This is a genomic window from Paenibacillus sp. MDV22-iso6, from assembly GCF_058408365.1.
The window spans coordinates 514,725-537,313 of sequence record NZ_JBZVDZ010000003.1 but is presented as its reverse complement, the minus strand read 5'-3'; the positions used below and the strand labels follow the sequence as shown (position 1 = coordinate 537,313).

Sequence of the window (22,589 nt, the reverse complement as noted above, 5' to 3'; positions counted from 1 at the left end):
AACGATACAATCATTAGCTTGGGTCAGACAGTGCGAACATGATCTCGCCTTCAGCTACCACTTTGTCGCCTACTTTGGCTGTAGCCTTGCCTTTACCAATTGAACCTTTGAGACGCGTAATTTCCACTTCCAGCATCAACGTATCTCCAGGCACAACTTGTCCACGGAATCGGAAATTGTCCAGTCCCGCCAAAAAGCCGATTTTGCCTTTGTTGCCTTCCAAATTAAGAATGGCTACTGCACCGACCTGTGCCAGAGCTTCTGTAATCAACACACCCGGCATTACCGGATACTCTGGAAAATGACCAATGAAGAAAGGTTCATTAATGGTTACATTTTTCAAACCAACGGCACGTTTGCCATCCTCTATCTCTAAAATCTTGTCCACCAGTAGAAATGGGGGACGGTGTGGGATAATCTCTTGAATCTGTTTGATATCGAGCACAGTATAATCTCCTCTCGGGATGTTTATATGAGAATCCTCCATCATAAAGTTCTCATGTGCGCACAGGTGGCCGTTACGGTTACGGATCGTTCTTTCGATCGCTGTTGTTTCCGAATGTTTCTGAACTATTTTCAGATGGATAACATTCGGAAACAAAGGCGAACGCTTCGCTTCTTTCAAACGATTCCGTTCCCTCCACTGACTTTAGTCCGGACATGGGAAATCTGATTATGATCAAGTCGGGCCTCATATAAAAGGTTTTTAATTTTAATGTTGTATGAAAAGCATATTTTCGGTTAACACTAGTTATATCCTTCATGACTGCAGTAGTGAAGGTTGAGATAAGGGGTCTCTCTTCGCGATGACGAATGTCTTTCGCAGGGGAGGCCTCTTTTGACGTCAAACGTCAAACGTCATCCATCATTATACTGTTTTCAACGCCAAAAAGAAAACTCCTGCCTGCGCAGGAGTTTTGCATATATCGTTCATCTACGGAGCGAAGACCAAATCATATACATGTTCCCATGTACTCCACTGCAATACGGAACCGATATCCTGTTTGCCCAGTACCACGTAGCCAGCCACCAATCCGCCAGCGAGGGCAAGAACAAGCAGGACCGGAACCAGAAACCATCTTGCGATGCGCCATCCACTCTTCTTCTTCTTGACTTTCGTCTTATCCGGCTTACTGTTCTGCTGCTGTGTATCTGTCATCACATTCACCTTTTATGCTCTCATATTGTTGGCAAGACCCGCCATGGAATCACTGGATGTCAGCGCACGTGCCGCCAGTTGATAGGTCCGCTGTCCTTGCATCAGCAATGCCATCTCCTGTGTCAAATCCACGTTGGATTGTTCAATGTAGCCTGCACGAATCATAGCTGTTGCTTCACGTGTAGCTGCATTAGCTCCAAATACATCATCCTCGGTCAAACCCGCATCCAGACCAAACAGATTATCCGCATACTGCACAAGCCCTTCCGGGCGCTCGATATCTACGAGTTGCAATTGGGCTCCAATCGTTGCATTGGCTTCATTGCCACGACGGATCAACAAGTTGCCTTTTTCATCAAATGCAACCTTGCTGTTATTCGGTGCCGTAATGCGATTACCTTGACGATCCAATGCAAAGTGGCCTTCGCCATTGACCAATACCATCATGTCTGGCGCATTGGGATTCGTTTTGGGTCTTGTATCAGGGACAAAATGGAATGCACCCTGACGCGTCCACATTTTCTCACCATTCGCTTCAACGGCAAACATCGCATTGCCTTCAATCGCCAGATCGGTAGGACTACCTGTCTCATTGAGCGTACCCTGACTCATATCCTTTGTCACATCAGCCAAACGTACACCAAACCCGAGGTTGTATCCCATCGGGGTCGAGCGTCCATCCAGCTTGTACTTGTCCGGTTGCTGCTGCACACGTGTCAGTACATCTTCGAAGGCTGCTTGCTTACTCTTATAGCCTGCCGTATTCACGTTGGCAATATTATCGGAAATGACATCCAGACGCTGCTGTATTCCGGTCATGGAGACCATTGCACTAATCATGGAATTATTCATTCGGTGGTTACCCTCCCTGGTTCTACCCTCCCAAACCCTCCCTGGTAGGGAGGGCCCCAGATGGCGCTGCCCTCTGGACTCCCGAAAACAGGCGGAGTGGGTGCGTGGGGTACGATCTTGCTAAGTGACGGTGGTGTGTGTGCGCCGCGACTGCCGGGCTATGATTCCCGCCATAGTTTCACATGGCTGAATCATAGCCCGGCACGCTCTTTATGCGGCGTGTAGCTCCGCGTGGTCTCTCCTTGCTTTGCTTCGCAAAGGGCTGTCGAGACCGTCGCTGCGCTCAGCTTAATGCTGCGCAATCCTCGCATAAGCTCGGCTGCGGTTAGGCTTTTGCGCTCCGCGTGGTCTCTCCCTGCTTTGCTTCGCAAAGGACTGTCGAGACCATCGCTGCGCTTAGGATAATACTGCGCAATCCTCGCATAAGCTCGGTTGCGGTTAGGCTCTGCGCTTCGCAAAGGGCGTTTGCCTCTTCGCTACGCGGCTATATTATACGTTGGCGTTATACACGCCCAACTTCATTGACGGCTTTATCCAGACTGCGGTCGTAGAATTGTACGACCTTCTGGTTCGCTTCATATGCACGGAATGCTGCGTTCATATCTACAGTTGCCTGTGATGCATCCACATTCGAACCTTCCAGGTAGCCCTGACGGATCTGCACATTATCACCGGCAGCCATCATCCGAGCGGTTGCTCCATTCTGATCATTCAGGCTGAAATTACCATCGCCTTGACGTACCAGTTGGTTGGGTTGATCGATGACGCTGATTCCCAATGTGACTCCTGTGGGTGCACCCGTCTCTGCATTGACGAGACGACCTTGCTCATCCACTTTAAATTGGTCTACCGAGCCTGTCAATACAACAGGTTGTCCATTATTATCCAGAACCTGTGAACCTGTTGAGCTGAGCAGCTGTCCAGTTCCTGTAACCTCGAAGTGACCATCACGTGTATATCTTCTGTTGCCTTCTGCATCCTGTACTGTAAAATACGCCTGAGGTTGGTAAGTTACCGTGCCATCAGCTCGTACAAATTTGCCTGAACCGTCAAACGGGACAGGTTGTCCTGTCTGTGGATCATTCACGGCCAGATTGGACGAAATGGCAAAATCACTCTTTTGCCCACTTTCCATAATGGCTCCCTGCAAATTCATGGACAAACTTTCTTCCGCGAACACACCTGTGTTCAGCTTGCCCAGCCGCTTTGTCGGAAGATTGGCATCTCCGCCTACCAAAGTAATGAGCATTTCCGGAAAAGAACGGCTTACGCTGTTCACTTGTTTATATCCCGTTGTGTTCATATTTACGATGTTCTGCGTTGCGGTGTCATGGCGGCGTTGTTGCGTAATCATTCCCGCGGTAGCGGTGTACAGACCTCTTAACATGTATTAACCCCTCTCCTCAAGCGCTTATCCTGCACTACAGGATGGCTGCTTGTCCGTTCTGCTTCCCGAGCTTGGGCGAACCTTTGCTTTTTATATCGGCAGATTAGAACTTTTTCTTAACCACCTGATCCAAATTATTCAACATAATGCCTGTTCCCTTCACGACACAATGCATCGGATCCTCTGCAACCCATACCGGTACATGCAATTCATTGGACAACAGTTCGTCCAGTCCGTTCAGCAAAGCTCCTCCACCTGTCAACACGACACCTCGGTCAATAATGTCTGCCGCTAATTCTGGTGGCGTCCGCTCCAATACCGACTTGGCTGCCACGATAATAGATTGCACGGAATCCCATAGCGCCTCTTGCACTTCATTTCCCGACACCGTTACGGTAACAGGCAAACCGGATACCATATCCCGACCACGAATGTCCATCTCTGTTTGACGACCACCCGGATGCACGGAACCAATTGCAATCTTGAGATCTTCGGCTGTACGTTCACCGATCATGAGTTTGTATTTGGCTTTGATAAACTTGGTAATCGCTTCGTCGAACTTGTCCCCTGCGACTTTAATAGAAGAGGCGGTGACTACGTCGCCCATAGACAGGACTGCAACGTCAGTCGTTCCGCCGCCGATATCCACGACCATATTGCCGCTCGGCTGAAAAATATCCATCCCCGCACCGATCGCTGCCGCTTTCGGCTCTTCTTCCAGAAATACTTCTTTGGCACCGCTGCGCTCAGCAGCTTCACGGATAGCCTTCTGCTCCACGGAAGTAATATTGGTTGGTGCACAGATCAGAATACGCGGGTGGCTGTACCAGCTTCTTGCCCCCACACGATTAATGAAATGTCTAAGCATAGCTTCCGTAATCTCGAAGTCCGCAATAACACCGTCACGCAGCGGTCTAATGGCAACAATGTTACCTGGAGTACGCCCCACCATACGACGCGCTTCTTCCCCAACAGCAAGGACCCGCTTCGTATCGCTTTCAATGGTCACGACGGAAGGTTCATCGAGGACAACCCCACTTCCTTTCACGTGAATAAGCACGTTTGCCGTGCCAAGATCAATACCGATATCCTTGCTAAACATAAAAGAGCCCCCAAAGTGATATTATTTGGTCAGCGTATCCTGTGAAAAAGAGTCCCTTATCACGTCACCGCTCGTTCGACAAAGTGCAACATATATATGTAAAAATCGGGCTGATAAGATGTCATAATTCGATCCTGTACCAGCTTTTAACATATCATACTTCAGGGGAGGGATTCAATGCATGTGTGAGCTTTTTGGCCTACGTCTTTCCGCAGGTCTCTACGATTTAGCGGAAGCCAGCACCTCGCGTTTTTTACCGCTTGTTTTTTTGTATTTAATTTTGGTCGCTTCACCGCCCCGCAAATGACGGATGGACTTGTGATACTCCAGAATGTGTTTCACCTGGTCAGCAAGATCAGGGTTAATTTCCGGCAGACGCTCCGTCAGATCCTTATGCACAGTACTCTTTGACACGCCGAATTCCTTGGCTATGGTACGGACCGTATTCCTCGTCTCAACAATGCAGCGACCAATTTTTATGGTCCGTTCCTTGATGTAATCGTGCACGCTCCCGCCTCCCTACTGTGTGGATAGTTTGGTACATTATATGAGGAGCATGCCTATATATTCGCGGTTTAAAGGTGTGACAAGCTTCGAAGGTCCCATTATTTTCTGAAAAGCACAAAAAGAGCAGAGGAGAATTCCCTCTGCCCGTCATGTTGCTGCGGTAAAAATCATTTATTTTTCCGGAAGATATCCTTGCGGGTTAACCGGTTGTCCGTCTTCATAAACTTCAAAGTGAAGGTGGTTGCCCAGCGTTTTTTCCAGTTCATTAACGCCAGCCGATGCAATTGCATCTCCTTGCTTCACTTCATCATCCTGTTTCACTTTGACGTCAGCCAGGCTTTGGTATACGGTTTTGAGGTTATCACTGTGTGTGATTTCCACAACTTGACCTGTCAGCGGGTTTTGTTCAACCCGGGTAACTTTTCCGCCGAGTGCTGCTTTGACTTCGAACGTTTTGTTATCACCACGTGCCAGATCTACACCCGTGTTCGGAATAAATGTGTCATTGTACTGCACCATCGCTGCTTCATGTTCCTCAGTTGAAGCTTCGTTGTCATAGAAAGGTTTTACTACCGAAATTTCGGACGGAACCGCTACCGGCCATACAAAATTCTCCGACTTTGCAACAACTTCCACACTTTCCTGTTCTCCGTTAACCGCTGTTCCTTCTGTACCCGATGCGCCCGTTTCTACTACCCCACTTGTAGGGTCCGAGTTCAGCGTTTTGTCGCCTGTGCCCTGATAGACCCACACTAAGGTTAGTATAATGCCTGCTGCTGCGATGTAGGCTGCCGGGAAGACCCAACGTTTGGACATTGCTCTTTTCCATGAAGAGGGCTGGCTAGCCGGTACTCCTTGAGTTGTTTTAGGAGTTTCTTCTTGGCCTGTTTTTTTGTTTTGTTCATTCATCTTAATCACCTCAGTAACAAGTGTTACCGGGTGCAACTCTTTTATACACGCGCGACTCTAATTATTTTCACAGAACTTTCAAAGAGTGCTATATAAGGCGAAAAAGGGGGCTACACTGGACCACTCCGCGCGCAGAACAACCTTTCGGCCGCTGTTACTCCCAGATTTCTTTCTATCACCTTCTTCAAAGGTGAAATCCGGGAGTAAAGGCGGACGCTCCGCTCCTACAGCTTTTTTCTGCTCTCTCCGTTCCGGTGTAACTATTAATTGCAACTGATATAGCCAAGTTTTGAAAGCTCAGGAAGGGGTTGCTGGTAGAGAAGCCTGGATTGCTGTAATAGCCAATCCTTCTAAGAAGTGAGTTCATTAGCTGAAAGCAACATGATATAGGCTGTGATTCGTTAATACCGATTTAAGGAGCCATAGGTTCGTTAAAGTGAGATGAGAGATTAGCGAGGCCGCGGCACTAATGACTGTTCCATCTAACATCATGCTTAGTTAATGAAATTTTCTAACGAACTCAGGTGGCCTTATTGATGGAAAAGTCGCAACCTGGAGATTCTAGCGAACCTTAGGCACGCTAATTACTCTTTTTGGCGCTTTATCGGCTCCATTTCGTGATATGTCATGATATAGCGCTTCTGAGATTCGTTAGCTTCTCAAACGTACACCGAGAGTAGGAAAACTGCACAGTTCCACTTCACTGTTAAACTGTTGTTAATCTGTTCGTCGTTTTACATCTGTTAATAATCTATTGCTCTATCCTTATCCAACAGTATTCATGTTTCCTACTTTGAAGCAAGCATCTTGGATGCCTGTCCGAAGGAGATGCCTGTGTAGTAGTGTTTGAGAATCTGGGTTGCGGTGTGACCCTCCTGTGCCATGCCGTTGGCTCCCCACTGGCTCATGCCGACTCCATGACCGTATCCATACGTTGTAATCTGAACCTCGTCTCCATCGGTCTTCCAACTGAACTGGCTGGATCTAAGCCCAAGCAGCTTTCGAGCTTCCGGTCCGCTAAACGTTTTACCTGCAATCTGTATCTCCTTGATCCGATGGCCTTGCGTTGTAGACAATACTTCCATCCAGCCACCGCTTTGCTGCGCACTCACAGGGATAGCATTTGCACCCAGATTCAACTTCTGGAGAATCTCGCTGCGCTTCATCGTGATGGTTTTCTCAAAGCCCGGAGCCAGGTTTTTATCCCACGGACTCGCTACACTCTGTAAATAAGGTACGGGGTTGCCCCATACATCCTCTGCATTCTCCGTATACCCATTACTTGTGGAGAAAAAGGATGCAGTAATCGCCTTGCCTTGATATGTCATGACAGCATCCTTGCTTTCGCGGACAGCCTGCTGCAGCTTCTCCCATTCCTTCGCTTTCCCCAGACGCGTCCAGTCCGCTTTCACTTGTTCTGGTGGTATGAACACCTGATGACTCACGGTATCCGTTACATCAGCTTCTCCTGAAGGTACACCGCTTGTATCGTTGGCTGCCAGCCTTCTCACGATAAATGTCCTTGCAGCGATGGCCTGTGCCTTCAGAGCTTCCAATCTGAACTCAGCTGGCATCTCGGCAGCGACAACCCCGGTAACATAATCTTCAAGCGGAAGATTCATCGTCGTACCGGTTGCAGACAGGTACACCCTTACTTGGGGTTCAGGGTAGGTAACAGGTACAGCTGGAGAAGGTGCTGGAGTCGTTACACTGCCTGTGCCTGGTGGGACAGGGATCGGTTTAACCGGATCATCCGTCCGCGGCCAGACCAGAATGGCGGGGATCAACAGCGCAAGTGCAAGCACTGCCGATACAGCGGCCGCTGGCTGCCACCGAGTATTGTTCTTGCCCCATCTGCGGCCTCGGCCGAACGTACGCATTCGGCGGCGCTTCACACGACGAAACTGGTCTAATTCAATGACAGGTATGTGTATACGTGCCGCAGTGTGTTGAGCTGACTCCTGTTGGGAGCTAGGCCGTCTATGAGATGTTGTTACGGGCTCATCTGGAACAGTTCTGATGTTCGTTGAAGCAAGCTTGTCTTTTTCCACACCGAAACCAGCAATCTCTTCTGGCTCCTTCACTAGTGGACGAGGGACAAGAGGTACCTTAACCTGCACACGGGCTTCTTTCATTTTGATATAACCCTCCGTTGTCCATGGCCGGTCAAGCGCCGGTCCTTTTGTTCAAATCCATAGTTTAGGGTATGAGCTGGCTGGATCTGATAGAACCTGATTTAAGAGAAACGAAGGCATTCCATATGTGGCGATTTCTAACTTAATTCTGCTATGTATTATTAAAAAACATTGATCTGTCGCGGAATCCTTTTCCATAAGGTACCACCCGTTCCTCCAAAAGCATGCTCTTTCATTTGTTCATAATTGGTACAGAATATGATGTTATGCTATATAAGTTAGGACCAGCTATTAATAGAATCAGGTACTGATTCAATGGATCGTTGAACACAAAAAAAAGCCAAGCCAGATGGCTTAGCTTTTGATCTGAATTTAAATGACAGCACGCATGCTCTCGTATCCGCAATATACAATGATGTGTGATTCATATTAGAGAGCAATGCCTATTGTCCAATTCGATGTTATGCCCAGGTCGGTTGTACTTTGAACAGCGGTACTTCTTCCCCGACTTTTTCATTCGATGCTTTAACTGCATCCAGCTTAGGCTCTTCAACCGAAATACGATAAATATCGGCTCCAAGTCCGTTAAGCTTCTCAGCGAGATGTACGTAGCCACGGTCGATGTGATGAACACCGCCCACTTCCGTTGTACCTTCAGCAACAAGACCCGCGATAATAAGTGCGGCACCCGCACGCAAATCGGTAGCAGTTACTTTGGCACCCTTCAGCTTGGCATTGCCCGTGATGATGGACGAACGTCCTTCAACTTTGATCTCCGCATTCATCAATTGGAATTCATCCACATGCATGAAGCGATTTTCAAAAACAGTCTCTGTTACAACACTGGTTCCCTCAGAGGCAAGCAAAAGCGCCATCATTTGGGATTGCATATCGGTAGGGAAACCTGGGTATGGTAATGTTTTCACATCCACAGCCTTGAGCGGACGATCCGCAATGACACGAACGCCATTCTCGTCAGGATGAATGGTTACACCCATCTCTTCCAGCTTCGCAATAACAGAACCTAAGTGGTCTGAAATCGCACCTTCGATATACACATCACCACCGGAGATTGCAGCAGCAGCCATATAGGTACCCGCTTCAACCCGGTCAGGAATGACGGTATGCTTCACGCCAGACAGTTTCTCCACACCTTCGATGCGGATGACTCCTGTTCCAGCACCTCGTACTTTGGCACCCATTCCATTCAGGAAGTTGGCAAGATCCACGATTTCTGGTTCTTTTGCCGCATTCTCAAGAACAGTTACACCTTCAGCCAATGTTGCAGCCATCATAATATTTTGAGTGGCACCTACAGAAGCCACATCTAGATAAATTTTCGCGCCACGCAACCGTCCTTGGCTACGAGCTTCTATATAGCCTTGGCCCAAGCTAATCTCAGCGCCCATGGCTTCAAAACCTTTCAAATGCTGATCAATAGGCCGTGTACCGATGGCACATCCACCAGGAAGCGAAATTCTTGTATGACCCATACGCGTCAACAATGGCCCCATGACCAGAAATGACGCCCGCATTTTACTTACCCATTCATATGGTGCCTCACAGGAAGTAAGTTTCTCCGCATTTACGGTAATCACTTCGTCCCGGTATGTAACACCCGCTCCCAGCGATTCCAACACCTTGTTAATCGTCATCACATCGTCTAGAGGAGGAGCGTCAATAATAACGCTTTGTCCTTCTTCCCCTAAGAGAGAGGCAGCGATGATCGGAAGAACAGAATTTTTAGCGCCGCTAACTTTGACACTTCCGGTCAACCTTTTGCCACCGCGGACGATAAATTTGCTCATCATGGTTCCCTCCGCGCTTTTATTCCCTTTTCTTCATTCCGGAATACGTGAGCCCTTCTGTAATAGAAAAGACTGTTGCTGTGTGTGGAATTTCGACATAGCCTGGCAAATAATGCCCTTGATGTCTATTCAGAAAAGAATTGGTTTATAATCCATATCGATGATACCACGTGCGTTGCATGATGCCCTCCGACTTGTAAATGTAATGCCTTACAGGCCAGCAAGCATCTGAACAGACAGAATGGGATGATTAGTAGCCGGATTCAACCGGGTATCCCGTTTATAACCACAAAATAAGTGAACAATTGTGAATTCCCTAACTTCCATCATAACATTGTTGAATTGTACGATACAAGCATTTTTACATAAAACATCTCAAATTCATCCAATTCCACGTCACACTTTTTTCTTAATTCATTTGCCGACAACTCATACTCTAATTGTTAACACAATTAATCGATGTTATTCGACATTGAACTGCTTGAAGAACCTAACAGATGATTAACCAACCATCTCAACATTAAAACAAATGGCGCAACATTTGTGTCCATGACAAATAGTCAATGACAAAGCCTGAAACAGCATGCCCAAGTATAATGGCCAACAGTAAATGTAACAGTCTTCCCTGTGCTCCTCGTGGCTGCCTGATGATTAAATCCAGCTTGAGATTCTGCAAAGCCCACCACGATAACGCTATACATAAAAGAGAGACGATAATTGAGACTAAGCCATTCGTACTTAATGTCTGGTTCAACTGATTCGTCAGGTCAGTATCCATATATTCATTACCTCCACATTTGTTGCAGCGATCAGCATAATTATGCCTGGCATCCATAACTTGTTAGAACAATGGAATGACTTGAACACAACATACCGAGCCTACTGTCAGACTTACTCCTGCCATGCAGGAAATCTGGATGCCCAATCCGGAGCAGCAACAATCTGGCTGTGAATGACTATGGAATTCATCAACGCAGCTTCCTGCATCTGCTGACTCTATGGAATATAGGCTCTTTCATCATACATTGTCAATTACATTGATTTCCACTTTGATATTATTTTAAATTCAAAATGTCGGGATTTTGTGACTAAAACGACATAAAAGAGCGTTATTTCGATATCGATCCTGTCATTTCCTCGGAAATAATTCAGATTTCCGTCGTTAAAAATGGTTCCAACAGTGATCATTATCGCCACGACTTTAGTCCTACATTCTATTCAACTGCCCATAAACGGTGAATACAATTAACTTTATTTGCCGCTAAATCAAGCACTTTAACCGAAGATAATGTCCATATATTTTACTGTAACTGGAAAATATAACGTTCCAAAAACTCAAAAAAGCCTGGCAGACTAAGCCGCCAGGCTCCGATGAGTAGTTTATTTGCCGTATACGTTGATCCGGTTAACCGCTTTTTGCAGAGCAATCTCTGCCCGGCGGTGATCAAAATGGTCCTGATTGCTTTGGCTGCTGAGACGGCGTTCTGCCCGCTCTTTCGCCGCACGCGCACGGTCCACATCGATATTTTCCGGGAATTCGGCACTTTCTGCGAGCACAACAACCTTATCTTTACGGACTTCGATAAACCCGCCACCAATAGCGACACGTTTGCTTTCTTTTCCGTTTTTGATATAGATCGGTGCGATCTGTAAAGGTGTAACCATAGGGATATGACCTGGCAGAATGCCCAGCTCCCCTTCAATACCACGAGCCGTGATACTATCCACTTGTTCTGAATATACCAGACGCTCAGGTGTTACGATTTCCAACAAAAAGGTGCTCAATTCCATCCCTCCTGAAACTATCCGAAGGATAGCTCGCTTCATAAGGACAATCCTGGATTCAGATTATACCAGTGTTTTGGCTTTCTCCACTGCCTCTTCAATTGTACCCACGAAGAGGAAAGCTGCTTCCGGAAGATCGTCGTGCTTGCCTTCGAGAATTTCTTTAAAGCTGCGCACCGTTTCTTTAACCGGAACGTATTTACCCGGAATACCGTTAAATGCTTCAGCAACGTGGAAAGGCTGGGACAAGAAACGTTGAATCTTACGAGCACGGTAAACGAGTGCTCTGTCTTCCTCACTCAACTCATCCATACCCAGAATCGCAATAATATCCTGCAATTCATTGTAACGCGCCAAGATGCGTTTAACGCCTTGAGCTACGTTGTAATGCTCTTCGCCTACAACTTCAGGGGACAAGATCCGGGAGCTGGATGCCAACGGATCTACCGCAGGGTAGATACCCATCTCTGAAATTTTACGTTCCAGGTTCGTCGTTGCATCCAAGTGGGCAAACGTCGTTGCTGGAGCCGGGTCAGTATAGTCATCCGCAGGCACGTAGATGGCCTGGATGGATGTTACTGAACCTTTTTTGGTCGAAGTGATACGTTCTTGCAGTTGACCCATTTCCGTTGCCAGCGTTGGTTGGTAACCTACCGCGGAAGGCATACGTCCGAGCAAGGCAGATACTTCTGAACCTGCTTGGGTGAAACGGAAGATGTTATCGATAAAGAGCAACACGTCACGGCCTTCTTCATCACGGAAGTATTCCGCCATGGTCAGACCTGTGAGGGCTACACGAAGACGTGCGCCTGGAGGCTCGTTCATTTGTCCGAAGACCATTGCTGTTTTGTTGATAACGCCTGAATCACTCATCTCGTGATACAAGTCATTACCTTCACGTGTACGCTCACCAACACCTGCGAATACGGAGATACCGCCGTGTTCTTGTGCGATGTTGTTGATCAATTCCTGAATCGTTACAGTTTTACCTACACCGGCACCACCGAAGAGACCGATTTTACCACCTTTGGCGTAAGGAGCCAACAAGTCGATAACTTTGATTCCTGTCTCCAGCATTTCAGCCTGGGTAGTCAGTTCATCAAATGCAGGAGCCGAGCGGTGAATCGGATTTTTATGTGCAGCAGCTACAGTGCCGCCAGTATCAATAGCTTCGCCGAGTACGTTAAATACACGACCCAGTGTCGCTTCCCCAACAGGTACAGAGATTGGAGCTCCTGTATCTACGGCTTCCATACCACGAACGAGTCCGTCCGTGGAGGACATCGCGATACAACGTACCCGGTTGTCACCCAGATGTTTCGAAGCTTCGAGTGTCAGATTCACACTTACGCCGCTTTCGCTTACTGTAGTGATCGTAATGGCATTGAGGATTTCCGGCAGACCGCCGCGATCAAACTCGACGTCAACAACCGGACCCATGATGCTCACAACGCGTCCTTTGTTCATCTTAACGTTCCCCTCCTACAAGCCTGCTAGTTTTGCAGAAATAAAGTTCCGTTCTCTGTTATCTCTGCACTGCAAGCCTTCATTAATAAAAAACGGTTAGCCTTGTGCTGCGTTGGCACCTGCCACAATTTCCGTAATCTCCTGCGTAATCGCCGCTTGACGAGCACGGTTATAGGTCAATGACAAGTCGTTGATGAGTTTCGATGCATTTTTGGTTGCATTACCCATCGCAGTCATTTTGGCACCCAACTCACTCGCCTTACCATTCAGAAGTGCACCGTAGATAAGCGTTTCCGCATAACGCGGTAGCAAAACTTCCAGTACAGCTTCAGCTGAAGGCTCGTATTCGTAGCTTGCCGTCGGTCCTTCCGCAGCAGTTACCTCAGGTGTTTCCATTGGAAGAAGTTTTTCTACCGTAGGAATCTGGGTCAACGCATTCACAAAGCGGTTATAACAAATGTACAATTCATCAAATTTAGCCAGCTCAAATCCTTGAACAGCTTCGTGTGCAATAGATTTGATATCTGCAAATGCTGGTGAATCGGATAGATCCGTTGTAGTGGACGCGATCGCAATTTCGCGCCGTCTGAAATAATCGCGTCCTTTACGCCCAATGACGAACAATTCGTAGTCATCCTGAGAGTTGTGTTTTTCTTTGAGTGTCAGATTGACCTGACGCAAAATATTTGCATTGTAACCACCCGCAAGACCACGGTCCGATGTAATGATTAGATAAGCTGTCTTTTTGACCGGACGACTTTCCAGCATCGGATGCTGAACCCCTTGCGTGCTTTTTGCAATACTTGCCACAACTTCTTTCAGCTTCTCCGAATAAGGACGAGCTGCTTCCGCTTTTTCCTGCGCTTTACGCAGTTTTGCGGCAGCTACCATTTCCATTGCTTTGGTGATCTGCTTGGTGCTTTGTACGCTTTTAATTTGCCGCTTTATTTCGCGCATGCCTTTTGCCATGATTTCACCACCTTCAAGTTTTGACGTAGTCAAAACTACTTCGTAAGCCCAAACTTAAACTTTGGCGAGCCAAAGTTACTTCGTAAGCATTCACTAGTTTTGACCAAGTCAAAACTACTTCGTAAGCATAATCTTACCTTTGGCGGAGCCAAAGTTATACATGCAGACATGCGGAATCGGTTAAACAACTCCGCAACTGCATATCATCTATTTAGACGGAGACAGAAAAGCTCTTTCTGAACTTCTCGATAGCGCCCTTCAGAGCATTCTCATTGTCTGCAGTCAATTCTTTAGTATCACGGATGGATTGAAGAATCTCAGGATGGCTGCTCTCCATGAACGCGAGGAATTCTTGTTCAAAACGAGTCACATCACCTGTAGGAATTTCATCTAGGAATCCTTTAACCGCTGTGTACAAGCTGACAACCTGTTGTTCTACAGGCAAAGGCTGGTTCACACCCTGTTTCAGGATTTCCATCATGCGAGCACCACGATTCAGGCGGGCCTGAGTCGCTTTATCCAGATCGGAACCGAACTGGGAGAACGCTTGAAGCTCACGATATTGAGCGAGGTCGAGACGCAGGGAACCTGCAACCTTTTTCATCGCTTTGATCTGAGCAGAACCACCAACACGGGATACGGAGATACCTACGTTGATCGCCGGGCGTTGTCCAGCATTGAACAAGTCAGCTTCCAAGAAGATTTGTCCGTCCGTAATAGAGATTACGTTCGTCGGAATGTAAGCAGATACGTCGGAAGCTTGTGTTTCAATGAACGGCAGTGCGGTTAAAGAACCACCACCAAGCTCATCATTCAGCTTCGCTGCACGCTCCAGCAAACGGGAGTGCAAGTAGAAGACATCACCCGGATAAGCCTCACGACCCGGTGGACGGCGAAGAAGCAAGGAGAGTTCACGATATGCGGAAGCTTGTTTGGTCAAATCATCGTAGATAACCAACACGTGCTCACCTTTGTACATAAAGTACTCACCCATCGAACAACCGGAATACGGTGCGATGTACAACAATGGTGATGGATCAGATGCTGCTGCAGTTACAACAATCGTGTACTCCATTGCGCCTTTACGACGAAGAGTTTCTACGACTTGTGCAACTGTAGATTGTTTTTGACCGATAGCAACGTAGATACATTTCATGCCGCTGCCTTTTTGGTTCAGGATCGCATCAATTGCGATTGATGTTTTACCTGTTTGACGGTCACCGATGATCAACTCACGTTGTCCGCGACCGATTGGAACCATTGCGTCAATCGCTTTGATCCCTGTTTGCATCGGCTCATGAACTGATTTACGATCCATTACGCCTGGTGCTTTACCTTCAACCGGACGGAATTCCGTTGTAGCGATTGGCCCTTTGCCATCCACTGGAATACCGAGCGGGTTAACAACGCGTCCAATCAATGCTTCGCCAACAGGCACTTGCATGATTTGACCGGTACGTTTTACTTGGTCGCCTTCACGAATATCATAGTAAGGTCCCAGGATAACGACACCAACGTTGCTCTCTTCCACGTTCATGGCGAGTCCCATAACACCGCTTGGGAATTCAACCAACTCGTTGGACATTACGTTCTCAAGTCCGTATACACGAGCAATACCATCACCGACCTCAATAACTGTCCCGACTTCGACTACATCGATATCGGTTTTGTATTGTTCGATCTGGCTCTTAATTAATGTACTGATTTCTTCTGGTTTGATACTCAAGTGTCCTCACCCCAATCTACTGTACTCGTCTGTTAAAAGACTGCTCAAGACGTTCGAGCTTGCCAGCCAAGCTGCCGTCATAGATCGTATCGCCAATGGCGACTTTCAATCCGCCCAGCAGAGTCGGATCAACAAAATTCTCGATACGAATCTTTTTATTCACACGGCCTCCGAATTCACGGGCAACCGCTTCTTTTTCTTCATCATTCAATGCATAAGTCGAGTAGACGCGCGCATCAGCTATGCCGAGCGACTCGCCTTGGATCTTCAGATAATCATTCAGCAAAGCTTCCAGCAATTCAACGCGTCCGCGCTCAATCAACAGCAGAACCGTGCGAAGGACAGGCTCGGACACCTTTCCATCAAGGCTTGAATGAAGGACATTCTGCTTTGCTTCGTCCGAGATGTTGGGAGATACGATGAATTTTTCGATATCAGCATCCCCGGTCAATGCACTGACAACCACACGCAGTTCCTGTTCAACTTCAAGTACCTGCTGCTGCTGGAGAGCAACTTCGAACAATGCTTTCGCATAACGCTTGGCAACTATCGTATCGCGGCTCATTGTCGGCCTCCTACCTCATTGAGGTATTGGTTCACAAGTTCCTCTTGTGCAGGACCGTTCTCAACTTCTTTTTTGATCAACTTGGAAGCGATTTGAACGGAAGCTGTACCCAGTTCGCTGCGAAGCGCTGCGACCGCTTTGTTCTTCTCACTCTCAATCTCACGTACAGCATCGTCTTTGAGACGATTAGCTTCTGCTTTCGCATCAGCCAAAATCGATTCGGCTTGTTTACCGCCCGTTTGTTTGGACTGTTCAATGATGTCGTAAGCATCTTTGCGCGCTTGCTCCAGAGCTTGTTTTTGTTCCTCCACATAGGCAATGGCCTGTTCCCGAGTCTGAGCAGCCTCATTCATCTGCGTCATCACGAGTTCACGACGTTTTTCCATAATGGAGAACAAAGGCCCAAAAGCATAACGGCTAAGCAGCCAATATAAAATTGCAAATGCAATAATCGCAAGAAGCGTATTTTCCCATAAGAAACTCAATCTGTTCACTCCTTCCTGGAGGTATCCTTGAAACGTCATCCGTTAGAACGGACATTACCTAAAAAGAAGGCGCGGATGGCTATGGCCTTCCCCGCCAAACCTGTATCGATTTAATTAAGCCATACCGTAGAACATGAACGCCAGTACCACACCGATGATCGGCAATACCTCGATCAGACCTACACCGATAAACATTGTTGTTTGAAGAGTGGATTTCGCTTCCGGTTGACGAGCGATACCTTCCACCGTTTTGCTGATTACCATACCGTTACCAATACCTGCGCCAAACGCGCCCAGTCCTGCAACAATTGCTGCTGCGATTAATGCCATTGCTCCCATTTGTATATCCTCCTTAAAATGTTAAATCGAATTTTTTATTGTTCAGCCTGGTGAAGAAATCTTCGTAGGGCTTGAAACTTAATGTTCGTCATGCGTCTCGATGCTTTGTGAAATGTACACCATCATCAAGATTACAAAAACAAATGCCTGGATTGCGCCGATAAAGATACTAAAGCCCTGCCACACCATAAGCAACGGAATCGCTGCAATGGCGCCAAACACTTTGAACGTGGTCAGCTTCAGGATCGTTGTAATCAGTACCTCGCCCGCGAAAATATTCGCGAACAAACGCATTCCGTGTGTCAGCAGCTTGGATGCCGTCTCTATCAGGTTGATCGGCAAGAACAAGGCGAACGGTTTAAGATAATGCTGGAGATATCCTCTTGTGTTACGGAACAATCCGAGTCCATGAGATACCAGGAATGCTACGAGTGCCAGTCCCATCGTTACAGACAAGTCGGCTGTCGGTGATTTCCACCAAGCCAGTTCAACGTGTGGATGTGCTTCAGGGTCCTTGGCATGCGCTTCGTTAAACGCATCAACAGCAGTGACAATCGGTTGATTGAATACCTGCGCCTGACTAACCTCCGTAACTTCAGTAACCGCCTGAAACGGAAGACCTAGCATATTACCTACAAAAATGAACATAATCATGGAAAGAGCGAGAGAGATAAAATGTTTCCCTTTCTTCATATCCATCGTGCTGGAAATCAGATTGCGGACGAATTCTACTGCCCACTCCATAAAATTTTGCAGCTTGCCGGGATTTTCAACGGATAATCTACGTGTTGCCAGTACAGCAAAAATGAAAACAAGTGCACCTGTAACCACCAGCATCAACAGAACCGATAGATCCAGTCGAAATCCGCCAAGCATAATAATTGGAGCTTCATGCATATTTTTCTCACCCCTTTCTCGACTTGAAAGCTGCAGCACCTAACATCATTCTGCTCTGCGGGAATAGACGATCCCTATAATCAGTAAGGAAAATTGTGCAATGACCAGACCGCCTGCAACCGCATATGTATTGAAGTACTGCGGAAAGCGCATCGATATGAAGATACCGAGCACTGCGAGTGCCGCTCTTGTCAAAAATCCCAGGTTCACACGCTTCAAGTTACCTTCTGCCGCATCATCAGACATTTTCCTTACTTTGAAGCCCAGGTAAAATGCATTGATCCAGCTAATTCCTGTACCCAGGGCCAGTCCCAAAGCAATTGTCTCCACACGTGGCATAAAGGCCGCTGCGAGAAAACAAATCATAAGAAAGTACATGATGAAAACAGTCATCATTCTGCGGTATCTGGTTAGTTCACTCATCACTTTCCCCCATGAATTTTTTCGCGATAAAGTAGATGCTTACGCCGCCTGCTGCCAAAAAAAAGAGAACGCTTACGGCGATCCATATTCCGCTACCCCCGATGGTCTTGTCCAACCAGGAGCCAACGTAATATCCGGCAACAGCGAGAATGGCAATCTCGATTCCAAAAGCTGTCACGAGCCCCATTGCTTTCCACACATTATCATCATGGTTACGGGATGAATTTGGTTTGTTCGAATCGGCCATTTTCCACGCCACCCTTGCAATCCCAGTTAATTTTACTGAATGATGAGAGCCTTTGTCAATTGAATGATTTTAGCGTTTTAAAGGGGAAAACGACGGGATTACAGGCCATCAGAGCCCATAAACCCGCGTAAACCGTACAGTTTAACTGTATGCTGTACCCTTTATTAATCCATCAGAAAAAATGAATTATTTTTTGAATTTTCTGTGAAATGATTCCGGACGTTCACTATTCACACCAAAATGATGCAAAATCGCATTGACAATTCTTTCCGAAGCATGTCCATCACCATACGGATTGGCAGCCTGACTCATGCTTGCATACAGTGTTTCGTCTGTAAGCAGAGCTTTGGTGCGCTCATATACACGTTCCTCTTCGGTACCCACCAGCTCCAGTGTTCCAGCCTCAATTCCTTCCGGACGCTCCGTTGTATCCCGAAGGACGAGAACAGGCACACCAAACGAAGGCGCTTCTTCCTGCAAACCTCCTGAATCTGTCAAAATCAAGTGAGTATGCGGGTAAAAGTTATGCAAATCCACCACGTCTAGTGGATCAATAAGTTGAATACGGGGGTGATTCCCCAAAATCGCGTGAGCCGGCTCCTTCACAGCAGGACTTAGATGTACCGGATACACGATGGCAATATCCTCAAACTCGTCGGCAATCCGTTTGACGGCCTGGAAAATGTTACGGTGAGGCTCGCCTTGGGATTCACGGCGGTGAGCTGTCATCAGCACAAGACGCTTGCCCTGTGCCCAATCTAGTACCGGATGTGTGTAATCCTGCCGTACTGTATATTGAAACACATCTGTTACCGTGTTGCCTGTGACATACGTACTAGACTCCGATTTATTTTCTTTGGCAAGGTTGGAAGAAGACCAGTCCGTTGGTGCAAAATGCAAGTCAGCAAGCACACCGGTTAACTGACGGTTCATTTCTTCCGGGTATGGAGAGAGCTTGTTCCACGTGCGAAGACCTGCTTCCACATGCCCCACCTGAATCTGCTGCAGGAACGCAGCATAGCTGGCTACAAACGTTGTCAGCGTATCACCGTGAACCAACACGATATCCGGCTTTGCTTCACGCAAAACCGGCTCCAGGCCTCCCAGCACACGAATCGTAATTTCATTCAGCGTCTGGCGATCTTTCATCACATCCAGATCGTAGTCTGGATGAATATTGAATACTTCAAGAACCTGATCCAGCATCTGACGATGCTGTGCAGTAACGCAAACGATCGATTCAATAGATTCGGGATGTTTCTGCAGTTCCAAAATAAGCGGAGCCATCTTGATGGCTTCCGGGCGCACCCCGAATATCGTCATGACTTTAATTTTCTTGGACATTGAAGCAAAGCCCCTTTTCTATAAGTTCGGAACCTCTTACAAAGCATGCGATATGCTTATTTAGTGCCGTATAGACGGTCTCCTGCATCTCCCAGTCCGGGAACGATATAGCCGTGATCATCCAGACGATCGTCCAGTGCAGCAACGTAGATGTCTACATCCGGATGCGCATCCTGAACAGCTTTTACTCCTTCAGGGGCTGCAACAAGGTTCATCATTTTGATTTGCGTGCAGCCGCGTTTTTTGAGCACGTCAATAGCAGCAATAGCAGAACCGCCAGTTGCCAGCATCGGGTCGATGACAATCAACTGACGCTCCGTAACGTCCGTAGGCAGCTTGGTGTAGTACTCAACAGGTTGCAGTGTTTCCGGGTCACGGAACAAACCTACATGTCCAACTTTTGCCGCCGGCAGCAATTTGACAACACCATCCAGCATCCCAAGGCCAGCACGCAAAATCGGCACCAGCCCAAGCATACGTCCGGAAATGACTTTTCCTTGTGTTTCAGCTACTGGTGTCTGTACATCAATAGTTTCCAGCTCAACATCTCTTGTAATCTCATAAGCCATCAGTGTAGCCACTTCATCCACCAATTCACGAAAATCTTTCGTATTCGTACGCATGTCGCGTATAAACGTCAGTTTGTGTTGAATCAAAGGGTGATCACATATTACTAATTTTCCCATCTAATTTGTCCCTCCGGTATGTTCTTCATGTTCAGCATTACCAAATATGCCTAATCATCATTCATAGGCCCGATAAATCCTGTATATTATATCATCACCTACACCGAATTACACCATCAAAGGGCACTTAATCATTACAGAAAACCGAATCCTATAAAAATAGGACCGGAAAAATGAGTCTTCCGGTCCTTTTTGCTCTCGCTGTTATGTCAGTTGAATGTTAAAAAATGTGTTAATACTTATGAAGCTCCGCAAACCGAATGACCTTCTGATCGCTGTTATCCCCAGAATTCTTTTGATCCATTAATAAATGGTGGAATTCCGGTGATAAAGGCGAGCGCTACGCTTCTTCAGGTTCTTTCGGTTTGCTCCGTCTGCATGTTTACATGAAGAACATCTCAAACACAAACACCATGAGCAAGTTTTTTAGTATTTAAGATCTGTGTACAGTGGGAATTGGTCCGTAAGTGCCGTTACTTCAGCACGGGCTTCGTCCAATTTAGCTGTATCTTTAGGGTTTTTCAATGTTTTGGCAATGATCTTACCAATAGCTACCATCGCTTCTTCGTTCATACCACGGGAAGTAGCTGCAGGTGTACCGATACGGATACCGCTCGTTACAAACGGGCTAGTTGGGTCAAACGGAATTGCATTTTTGTTCACGGTAATACCGATGGAATCAAGTACATGCTCGGCTTCTTTACCTGTGATATTCACGCTGCGTGTGTCGATCAGCATCAAGTGGTTGTCTGTACCGCCGGATACGATGTTCAATCCTTCAGCAATCAGCGTTTCAGCCAATACTTGTGCATTTTTTACCACGTTTTGTGCATACGTTTTGAACGAAGGTTGCAGTGCTTCACCGAATGCTACCGCTTTGGAAGCAATCACGTGCATCAGAGGTCCACCTTGGGAACCAGGGAATACCGCTTTATCAATCGCTGCTGCCCAAGCTTTGCGGCACAAAATCATACCACCACGGGGTCCACGCAGCGTTTTGTGAGTTGTTGTCGTTACGAAATGCGCATGTGGAACCGGGCTTGGATGCAAGCCTGCAGCTACCAGTCCTGCAATGTGAGCCATATCCACCATGAACAAAGCACCTACATCATTAGCGATGGAAGCAAGCTTTTCAAAATCAATGATACGCGGATATGCACTTGCACCTGCAACGATCATACGAGGGCGATGTTTAAATGCCGCTTTGCGCACTTCATCATAATCAATCAGGAATGTATCTTCTTGTACACCGTAAGCCACGAAATTGTACAACAATCCGGAAGCATTAACCGGGCTACCATGTGTGAGGTGTCCGCCATGCGCAAGGTTCATACCAAGCACAGTATCACCCGGTTTCAGAGCCGCAAGGTATACTGCCATGTTCGCTTGTGCACCAGAGTGAGGTTGAACATTCACATGTTCTGCCCCAAACAATTCTTTGGCACGATCACGCGCGATATCTTCTACGATATCCACATGCTCACAACCACCGTAGTAACGTTTGCCTGGATATCCTTCAGCGTACTTGTTAGTAAGTACAGATCCCATTGCCTCAATAACCGCTTCGCTTACGATGTTCTCGGACGCGATCAGCTCAATGTTGTTTTGTTGACGTTTCAGTTCAAGATTCATCGCTTCCAGTACTGCCGGGTCATTCTTGCGCAATTGTTCCATGATTAAATTCCTCCCAGTTATAAGTGAAGTTATAAAGCGAAACTACAGTGGTTACACTCCTGACTTCGATTGCATCACCATCTTCCGATCGCTGTTATCCCCAGATTTTTCTGAACTCCCTTA

Annotated in this window: 24 protein-coding genes; all 24 read right to left on the bottom strand. The window is 47.1% G+C overall.

The window, feature by feature from the left end:
- Positions 1-13 precede the first annotated feature (13 nt).
- A complete protein-coding gene (fabZ, locus tag AC4PM4_RS11605; protein ID WP_064641900.1) occupies positions 14-445 on the bottom strand; it encodes a 3-hydroxyacyl-ACP dehydratase FabZ in 432 nt (143 codons plus the stop codon).
- A 489-nt stretch (positions 446-934) separates the two neighbouring features.
- Positions 935-1,159, bottom strand: coding sequence for a DNA-directed RNA polymerase subunit beta (locus AC4PM4_RS11600; RefSeq protein ID WP_024632706.1), 225 nt, complete (start codon positions 1,157-1,159; stop codon positions 935-937).
- 12 nt (positions 1,160-1,171) lie between these two features.
- Complete coding sequence (locus AC4PM4_RS11595; protein WP_072733622.1) at positions 1,172-2,011, bottom strand: flagellar hook-basal body protein; 840 nt, start codon at positions 2,009-2,011, stop codon at positions 1,172-1,174.
- 191 nt (positions 2,012-2,202) lie between these two features.
- Positions 2,203-2,469, bottom strand: a complete 267-nt coding sequence (locus AC4PM4_RS11590; protein ID WP_491613644.1) for a hypothetical protein — start codon at positions 2,467-2,469, stop codon at positions 2,203-2,205.
- Between the two features lie 44 nt (positions 2,470-2,513).
- Entirely contained in the window at positions 2,514-3,398 is an 885-nt protein-coding gene (locus AC4PM4_RS11585; protein ID WP_063567733.1) for a flagellar hook-basal body protein, read from the bottom strand.
- Positions 3,399-3,501: 103 nt separating this feature from the next.
- Positions 3,502-4,500 carry a rod shape-determining protein gene (locus AC4PM4_RS11580; RefSeq protein ID WP_063567732.1) on the bottom strand — a complete coding sequence of 333 codons (999 nt, stop codon included), beginning with the start codon at positions 4,498-4,500 and terminating at the stop codon, positions 3,502-3,504.
- A gap of 219 nt (positions 4,501-4,719) precedes the next feature.
- Positions 4,720-5,007 carry a sporulation transcriptional regulator SpoIIID gene (spoIIID, locus tag AC4PM4_RS11575; protein WP_024632710.1) on the bottom strand — a complete coding sequence of 96 codons (288 nt, stop codon included), beginning with the start codon at positions 5,005-5,007 and terminating at the stop codon, positions 4,720-4,722.
- A gap of 171 nt (positions 5,008-5,178) precedes the next feature.
- Positions 5,179-5,916 (bottom strand): M23 family metallopeptidase, encoded by a 738-nt coding sequence (locus AC4PM4_RS11570; protein ID WP_063567731.1) that lies wholly within the window; start codon positions 5,914-5,916, stop codon positions 5,179-5,181.
- Positions 5,917-6,704: 788 nt separating this feature from the next.
- Positions 6,705-8,051 (bottom strand): stage II sporulation protein D, encoded by a 1,347-nt coding sequence (gene spoIID / locus AC4PM4_RS11565; RefSeq protein ID WP_491613643.1) that lies wholly within the window; start codon positions 8,049-8,051, stop codon positions 6,705-6,707.
- Positions 8,052-8,512: 461 nt separating this feature from the next.
- A complete protein-coding gene (gene murA, locus AC4PM4_RS11560) occupies positions 8,513-9,859 on the bottom strand; it encodes a UDP-N-acetylglucosamine 1-carboxyvinyltransferase (RefSeq protein WP_083678749.1) in 1,347 nt (448 codons plus the stop codon).
- 520 nt (positions 9,860-10,379) lie between these two features.
- Positions 10,380-10,637 (bottom strand): DUF1146 family protein, encoded by a 258-nt coding sequence (locus AC4PM4_RS11555; protein WP_062321714.1) that lies wholly within the window; start codon positions 10,635-10,637, stop codon positions 10,380-10,382.
- A 602-nt stretch (positions 10,638-11,239) separates the two neighbouring features.
- Positions 11,240-11,644, bottom strand: coding sequence for a F0F1 ATP synthase subunit epsilon (locus AC4PM4_RS11550; RefSeq protein ID WP_076287595.1), 405 nt, complete (start codon positions 11,642-11,644; stop codon positions 11,240-11,242).
- 63 nt (positions 11,645-11,707) lie between these two features.
- Positions 11,708-13,111, bottom strand: coding sequence for a F0F1 ATP synthase subunit beta (gene atpD / locus AC4PM4_RS11545; RefSeq protein ID WP_024632716.1), 1,404 nt, complete (start codon positions 13,109-13,111; stop codon positions 11,708-11,710).
- A 96-nt stretch (positions 13,112-13,207) separates the two neighbouring features.
- Complete coding sequence (gene atpG / locus AC4PM4_RS11540) at positions 13,208-14,080, bottom strand: ATP synthase F1 subunit gamma (RefSeq protein ID WP_491613642.1); 873 nt, start codon at positions 14,078-14,080, stop codon at positions 13,208-13,210.
- Positions 14,081-14,291: 211 nt separating this feature from the next.
- Entirely contained in the window at positions 14,292-15,806 is a 1,515-nt protein-coding gene (atpA, locus tag AC4PM4_RS11535) for a F0F1 ATP synthase subunit alpha (RefSeq protein WP_076287593.1), read from the bottom strand.
- 16 nt (positions 15,807-15,822) lie between these two features.
- Complete coding sequence (locus tag AC4PM4_RS11530; RefSeq protein WP_076287592.1) at positions 15,823-16,371, bottom strand: F0F1 ATP synthase subunit delta; 549 nt, start codon at positions 16,369-16,371, stop codon at positions 15,823-15,825.
- Positions 16,368-16,856 carry a F0F1 ATP synthase subunit B gene (atpF, locus tag AC4PM4_RS11525; RefSeq protein ID WP_175381406.1) on the bottom strand — a complete coding sequence of 163 codons (489 nt, stop codon included), beginning with the start codon at positions 16,854-16,856 and terminating at the stop codon, positions 16,368-16,370. Before atpF ends, AC4PM4_RS11530 begins: the two co-directional genes overlap by 4 nt.
- A 114-nt stretch (positions 16,857-16,970) precedes the next feature.
- Entirely contained in the window at positions 16,971-17,195 is a 225-nt protein-coding gene (gene atpE, locus AC4PM4_RS11520; RefSeq protein WP_017691934.1) for a F0F1 ATP synthase subunit C, read from the bottom strand.
- A 78-nt stretch (positions 17,196-17,273) separates the two neighbouring features.
- Positions 17,274-18,092, bottom strand: a complete 819-nt coding sequence (gene atpB, locus AC4PM4_RS11515; RefSeq protein WP_076287591.1) for a F0F1 ATP synthase subunit A — start codon at positions 18,090-18,092, stop codon at positions 17,274-17,276.
- Positions 18,093-18,137: 45 nt separating this feature from the next.
- Positions 18,138-18,515, bottom strand: a complete 378-nt coding sequence (locus tag AC4PM4_RS11510; protein ID WP_076287590.1) for an ATP synthase subunit I — start codon at positions 18,513-18,515, stop codon at positions 18,138-18,140.
- Positions 18,508-18,762 carry an AtpZ/AtpI family protein gene (locus AC4PM4_RS11505; protein ID WP_076287589.1) on the bottom strand — a complete coding sequence of 85 codons (255 nt, stop codon included), beginning with the start codon at positions 18,760-18,762 and terminating at the stop codon, positions 18,508-18,510. Before AC4PM4_RS11505 ends, AC4PM4_RS11510 begins: the two co-directional genes overlap by 8 nt.
- A gap of 186 nt (positions 18,763-18,948) precedes the next feature.
- Positions 18,949-20,106, bottom strand: coding sequence for a non-hydrolyzing UDP-N-acetylglucosamine 2-epimerase (gene wecB / locus AC4PM4_RS11500; RefSeq protein WP_076287588.1), 1,158 nt, complete (start codon positions 20,104-20,106; stop codon positions 18,949-18,951).
- A gap of 56 nt (positions 20,107-20,162) precedes the next feature.
- On the bottom strand, positions 20,163-20,792 hold the full coding sequence (upp, locus tag AC4PM4_RS11495; protein WP_053782842.1) for a uracil phosphoribosyltransferase: 630 nt from the start codon (positions 20,790-20,792) through the stop codon (positions 20,163-20,165).
- A 426-nt stretch (positions 20,793-21,218) separates the two neighbouring features.
- Positions 21,219-22,466 carry a serine hydroxymethyltransferase gene (glyA, locus tag AC4PM4_RS11490; RefSeq protein ID WP_162842473.1) on the bottom strand — a complete coding sequence of 416 codons (1,248 nt, stop codon included), beginning with the start codon at positions 22,464-22,466 and terminating at the stop codon, positions 21,219-21,221.
- Positions 22,467-22,589 lie beyond the last annotated feature (123 nt).

Coding starts and splice junctions, on each gene's coding strand:
- AC4PM4_RS11600 (WP_024632706.1), bottom strand. CDS start 1,159: ATGACAGATACACAGCAGCAGAACAGTAAGCCGGATAAGACGAAAGTC.
- AC4PM4_RS11595 (WP_072733622.1), bottom strand. CDS start 2,011: ATGAATAATTCCATGATTAGTGCAATGGTCTCCATGACCGGAATACAG.
- AC4PM4_RS11585 (WP_063567733.1), bottom strand. CDS start 3,398: ATGTTAAGAGGTCTGTACACCGCTACCGCGGGAATGATTACGCAACAA.
- AC4PM4_RS11580 (WP_063567732.1), bottom strand. CDS start 4,500: ATGTTTAGCAAGGATATCGGTATTGATCTTGGCACGGCAAACGTGCTT.
- AC4PM4_RS11570 (WP_063567731.1), bottom strand. CDS start 5,916: ATGAATGAACAAAACAAAAAAACAGGCCAAGAAGAAACTCCTAAAACA.
- spoIID (WP_491613643.1), bottom strand. CDS start 8,051: ATGAAAGAAGCCCGTGTGCAGGTTAAGGTACCTCTTGTCCCTCGTCCA.
- murA (WP_083678749.1), bottom strand. CDS start 9,859: ATGAGCAAATTTATCGTCCGCGGTGGCAAAAGGTTGACCGGAAGTGTC.
- AC4PM4_RS11555 (WP_062321714.1), bottom strand. CDS start 10,637: ATGGATACTGACCTGACGAATCAGTTGAACCAGACATTAAGTACGAAT.
- atpD (WP_024632716.1), bottom strand. CDS start 13,111: ATGAACAAAGGACGCGTTGTGAGCATCATGGGTCCGGTTGTTGACGTC.
- atpG (WP_491613642.1), bottom strand. CDS start 14,080: ATGGCAAAAGGCATGCGCGAAATAAAGCGGCAAATTAAAAGCGTACAA.
- AC4PM4_RS11530 (WP_076287592.1), bottom strand. CDS start 16,371: ATGAGCCGCGATACGATAGTTGCCAAGCGTTATGCGAAAGCATTGTTC.
- atpE (WP_017691934.1), bottom strand. CDS start 17,195: ATGGGAGCAATGGCATTAATCGCAGCAGCAATTGTTGCAGGACTGGGC.
- atpB (WP_076287591.1), bottom strand. CDS start 18,092: ATGCATGAAGCTCCAATTATTATGCTTGGCGGATTTCGACTGGATCTA.
- AC4PM4_RS11510 (WP_076287590.1), bottom strand. CDS start 18,515: ATGAGTGAACTAACCAGATACCGCAGAATGATGACTGTTTTCATCATG.
- AC4PM4_RS11505 (WP_076287589.1), bottom strand. CDS start 18,762: ATGGCCGATTCGAACAAACCAAATTCATCCCGTAACCATGATGATAAT.
- wecB (WP_076287588.1), bottom strand. CDS start 20,106: ATGTCCAAGAAAATTAAAGTCATGACGATATTCGGGGTGCGCCCGGAA.
- upp (WP_053782842.1), bottom strand. CDS start 20,792: ATGGGAAAATTAGTAATATGTGATCACCCTTTGATTCAACACAAACTG.
- glyA (WP_162842473.1), bottom strand. CDS start 22,466: ATGGAACAATTGCGCAAGAATGACCCGGCAGTACTGGAAGCGATGAAT.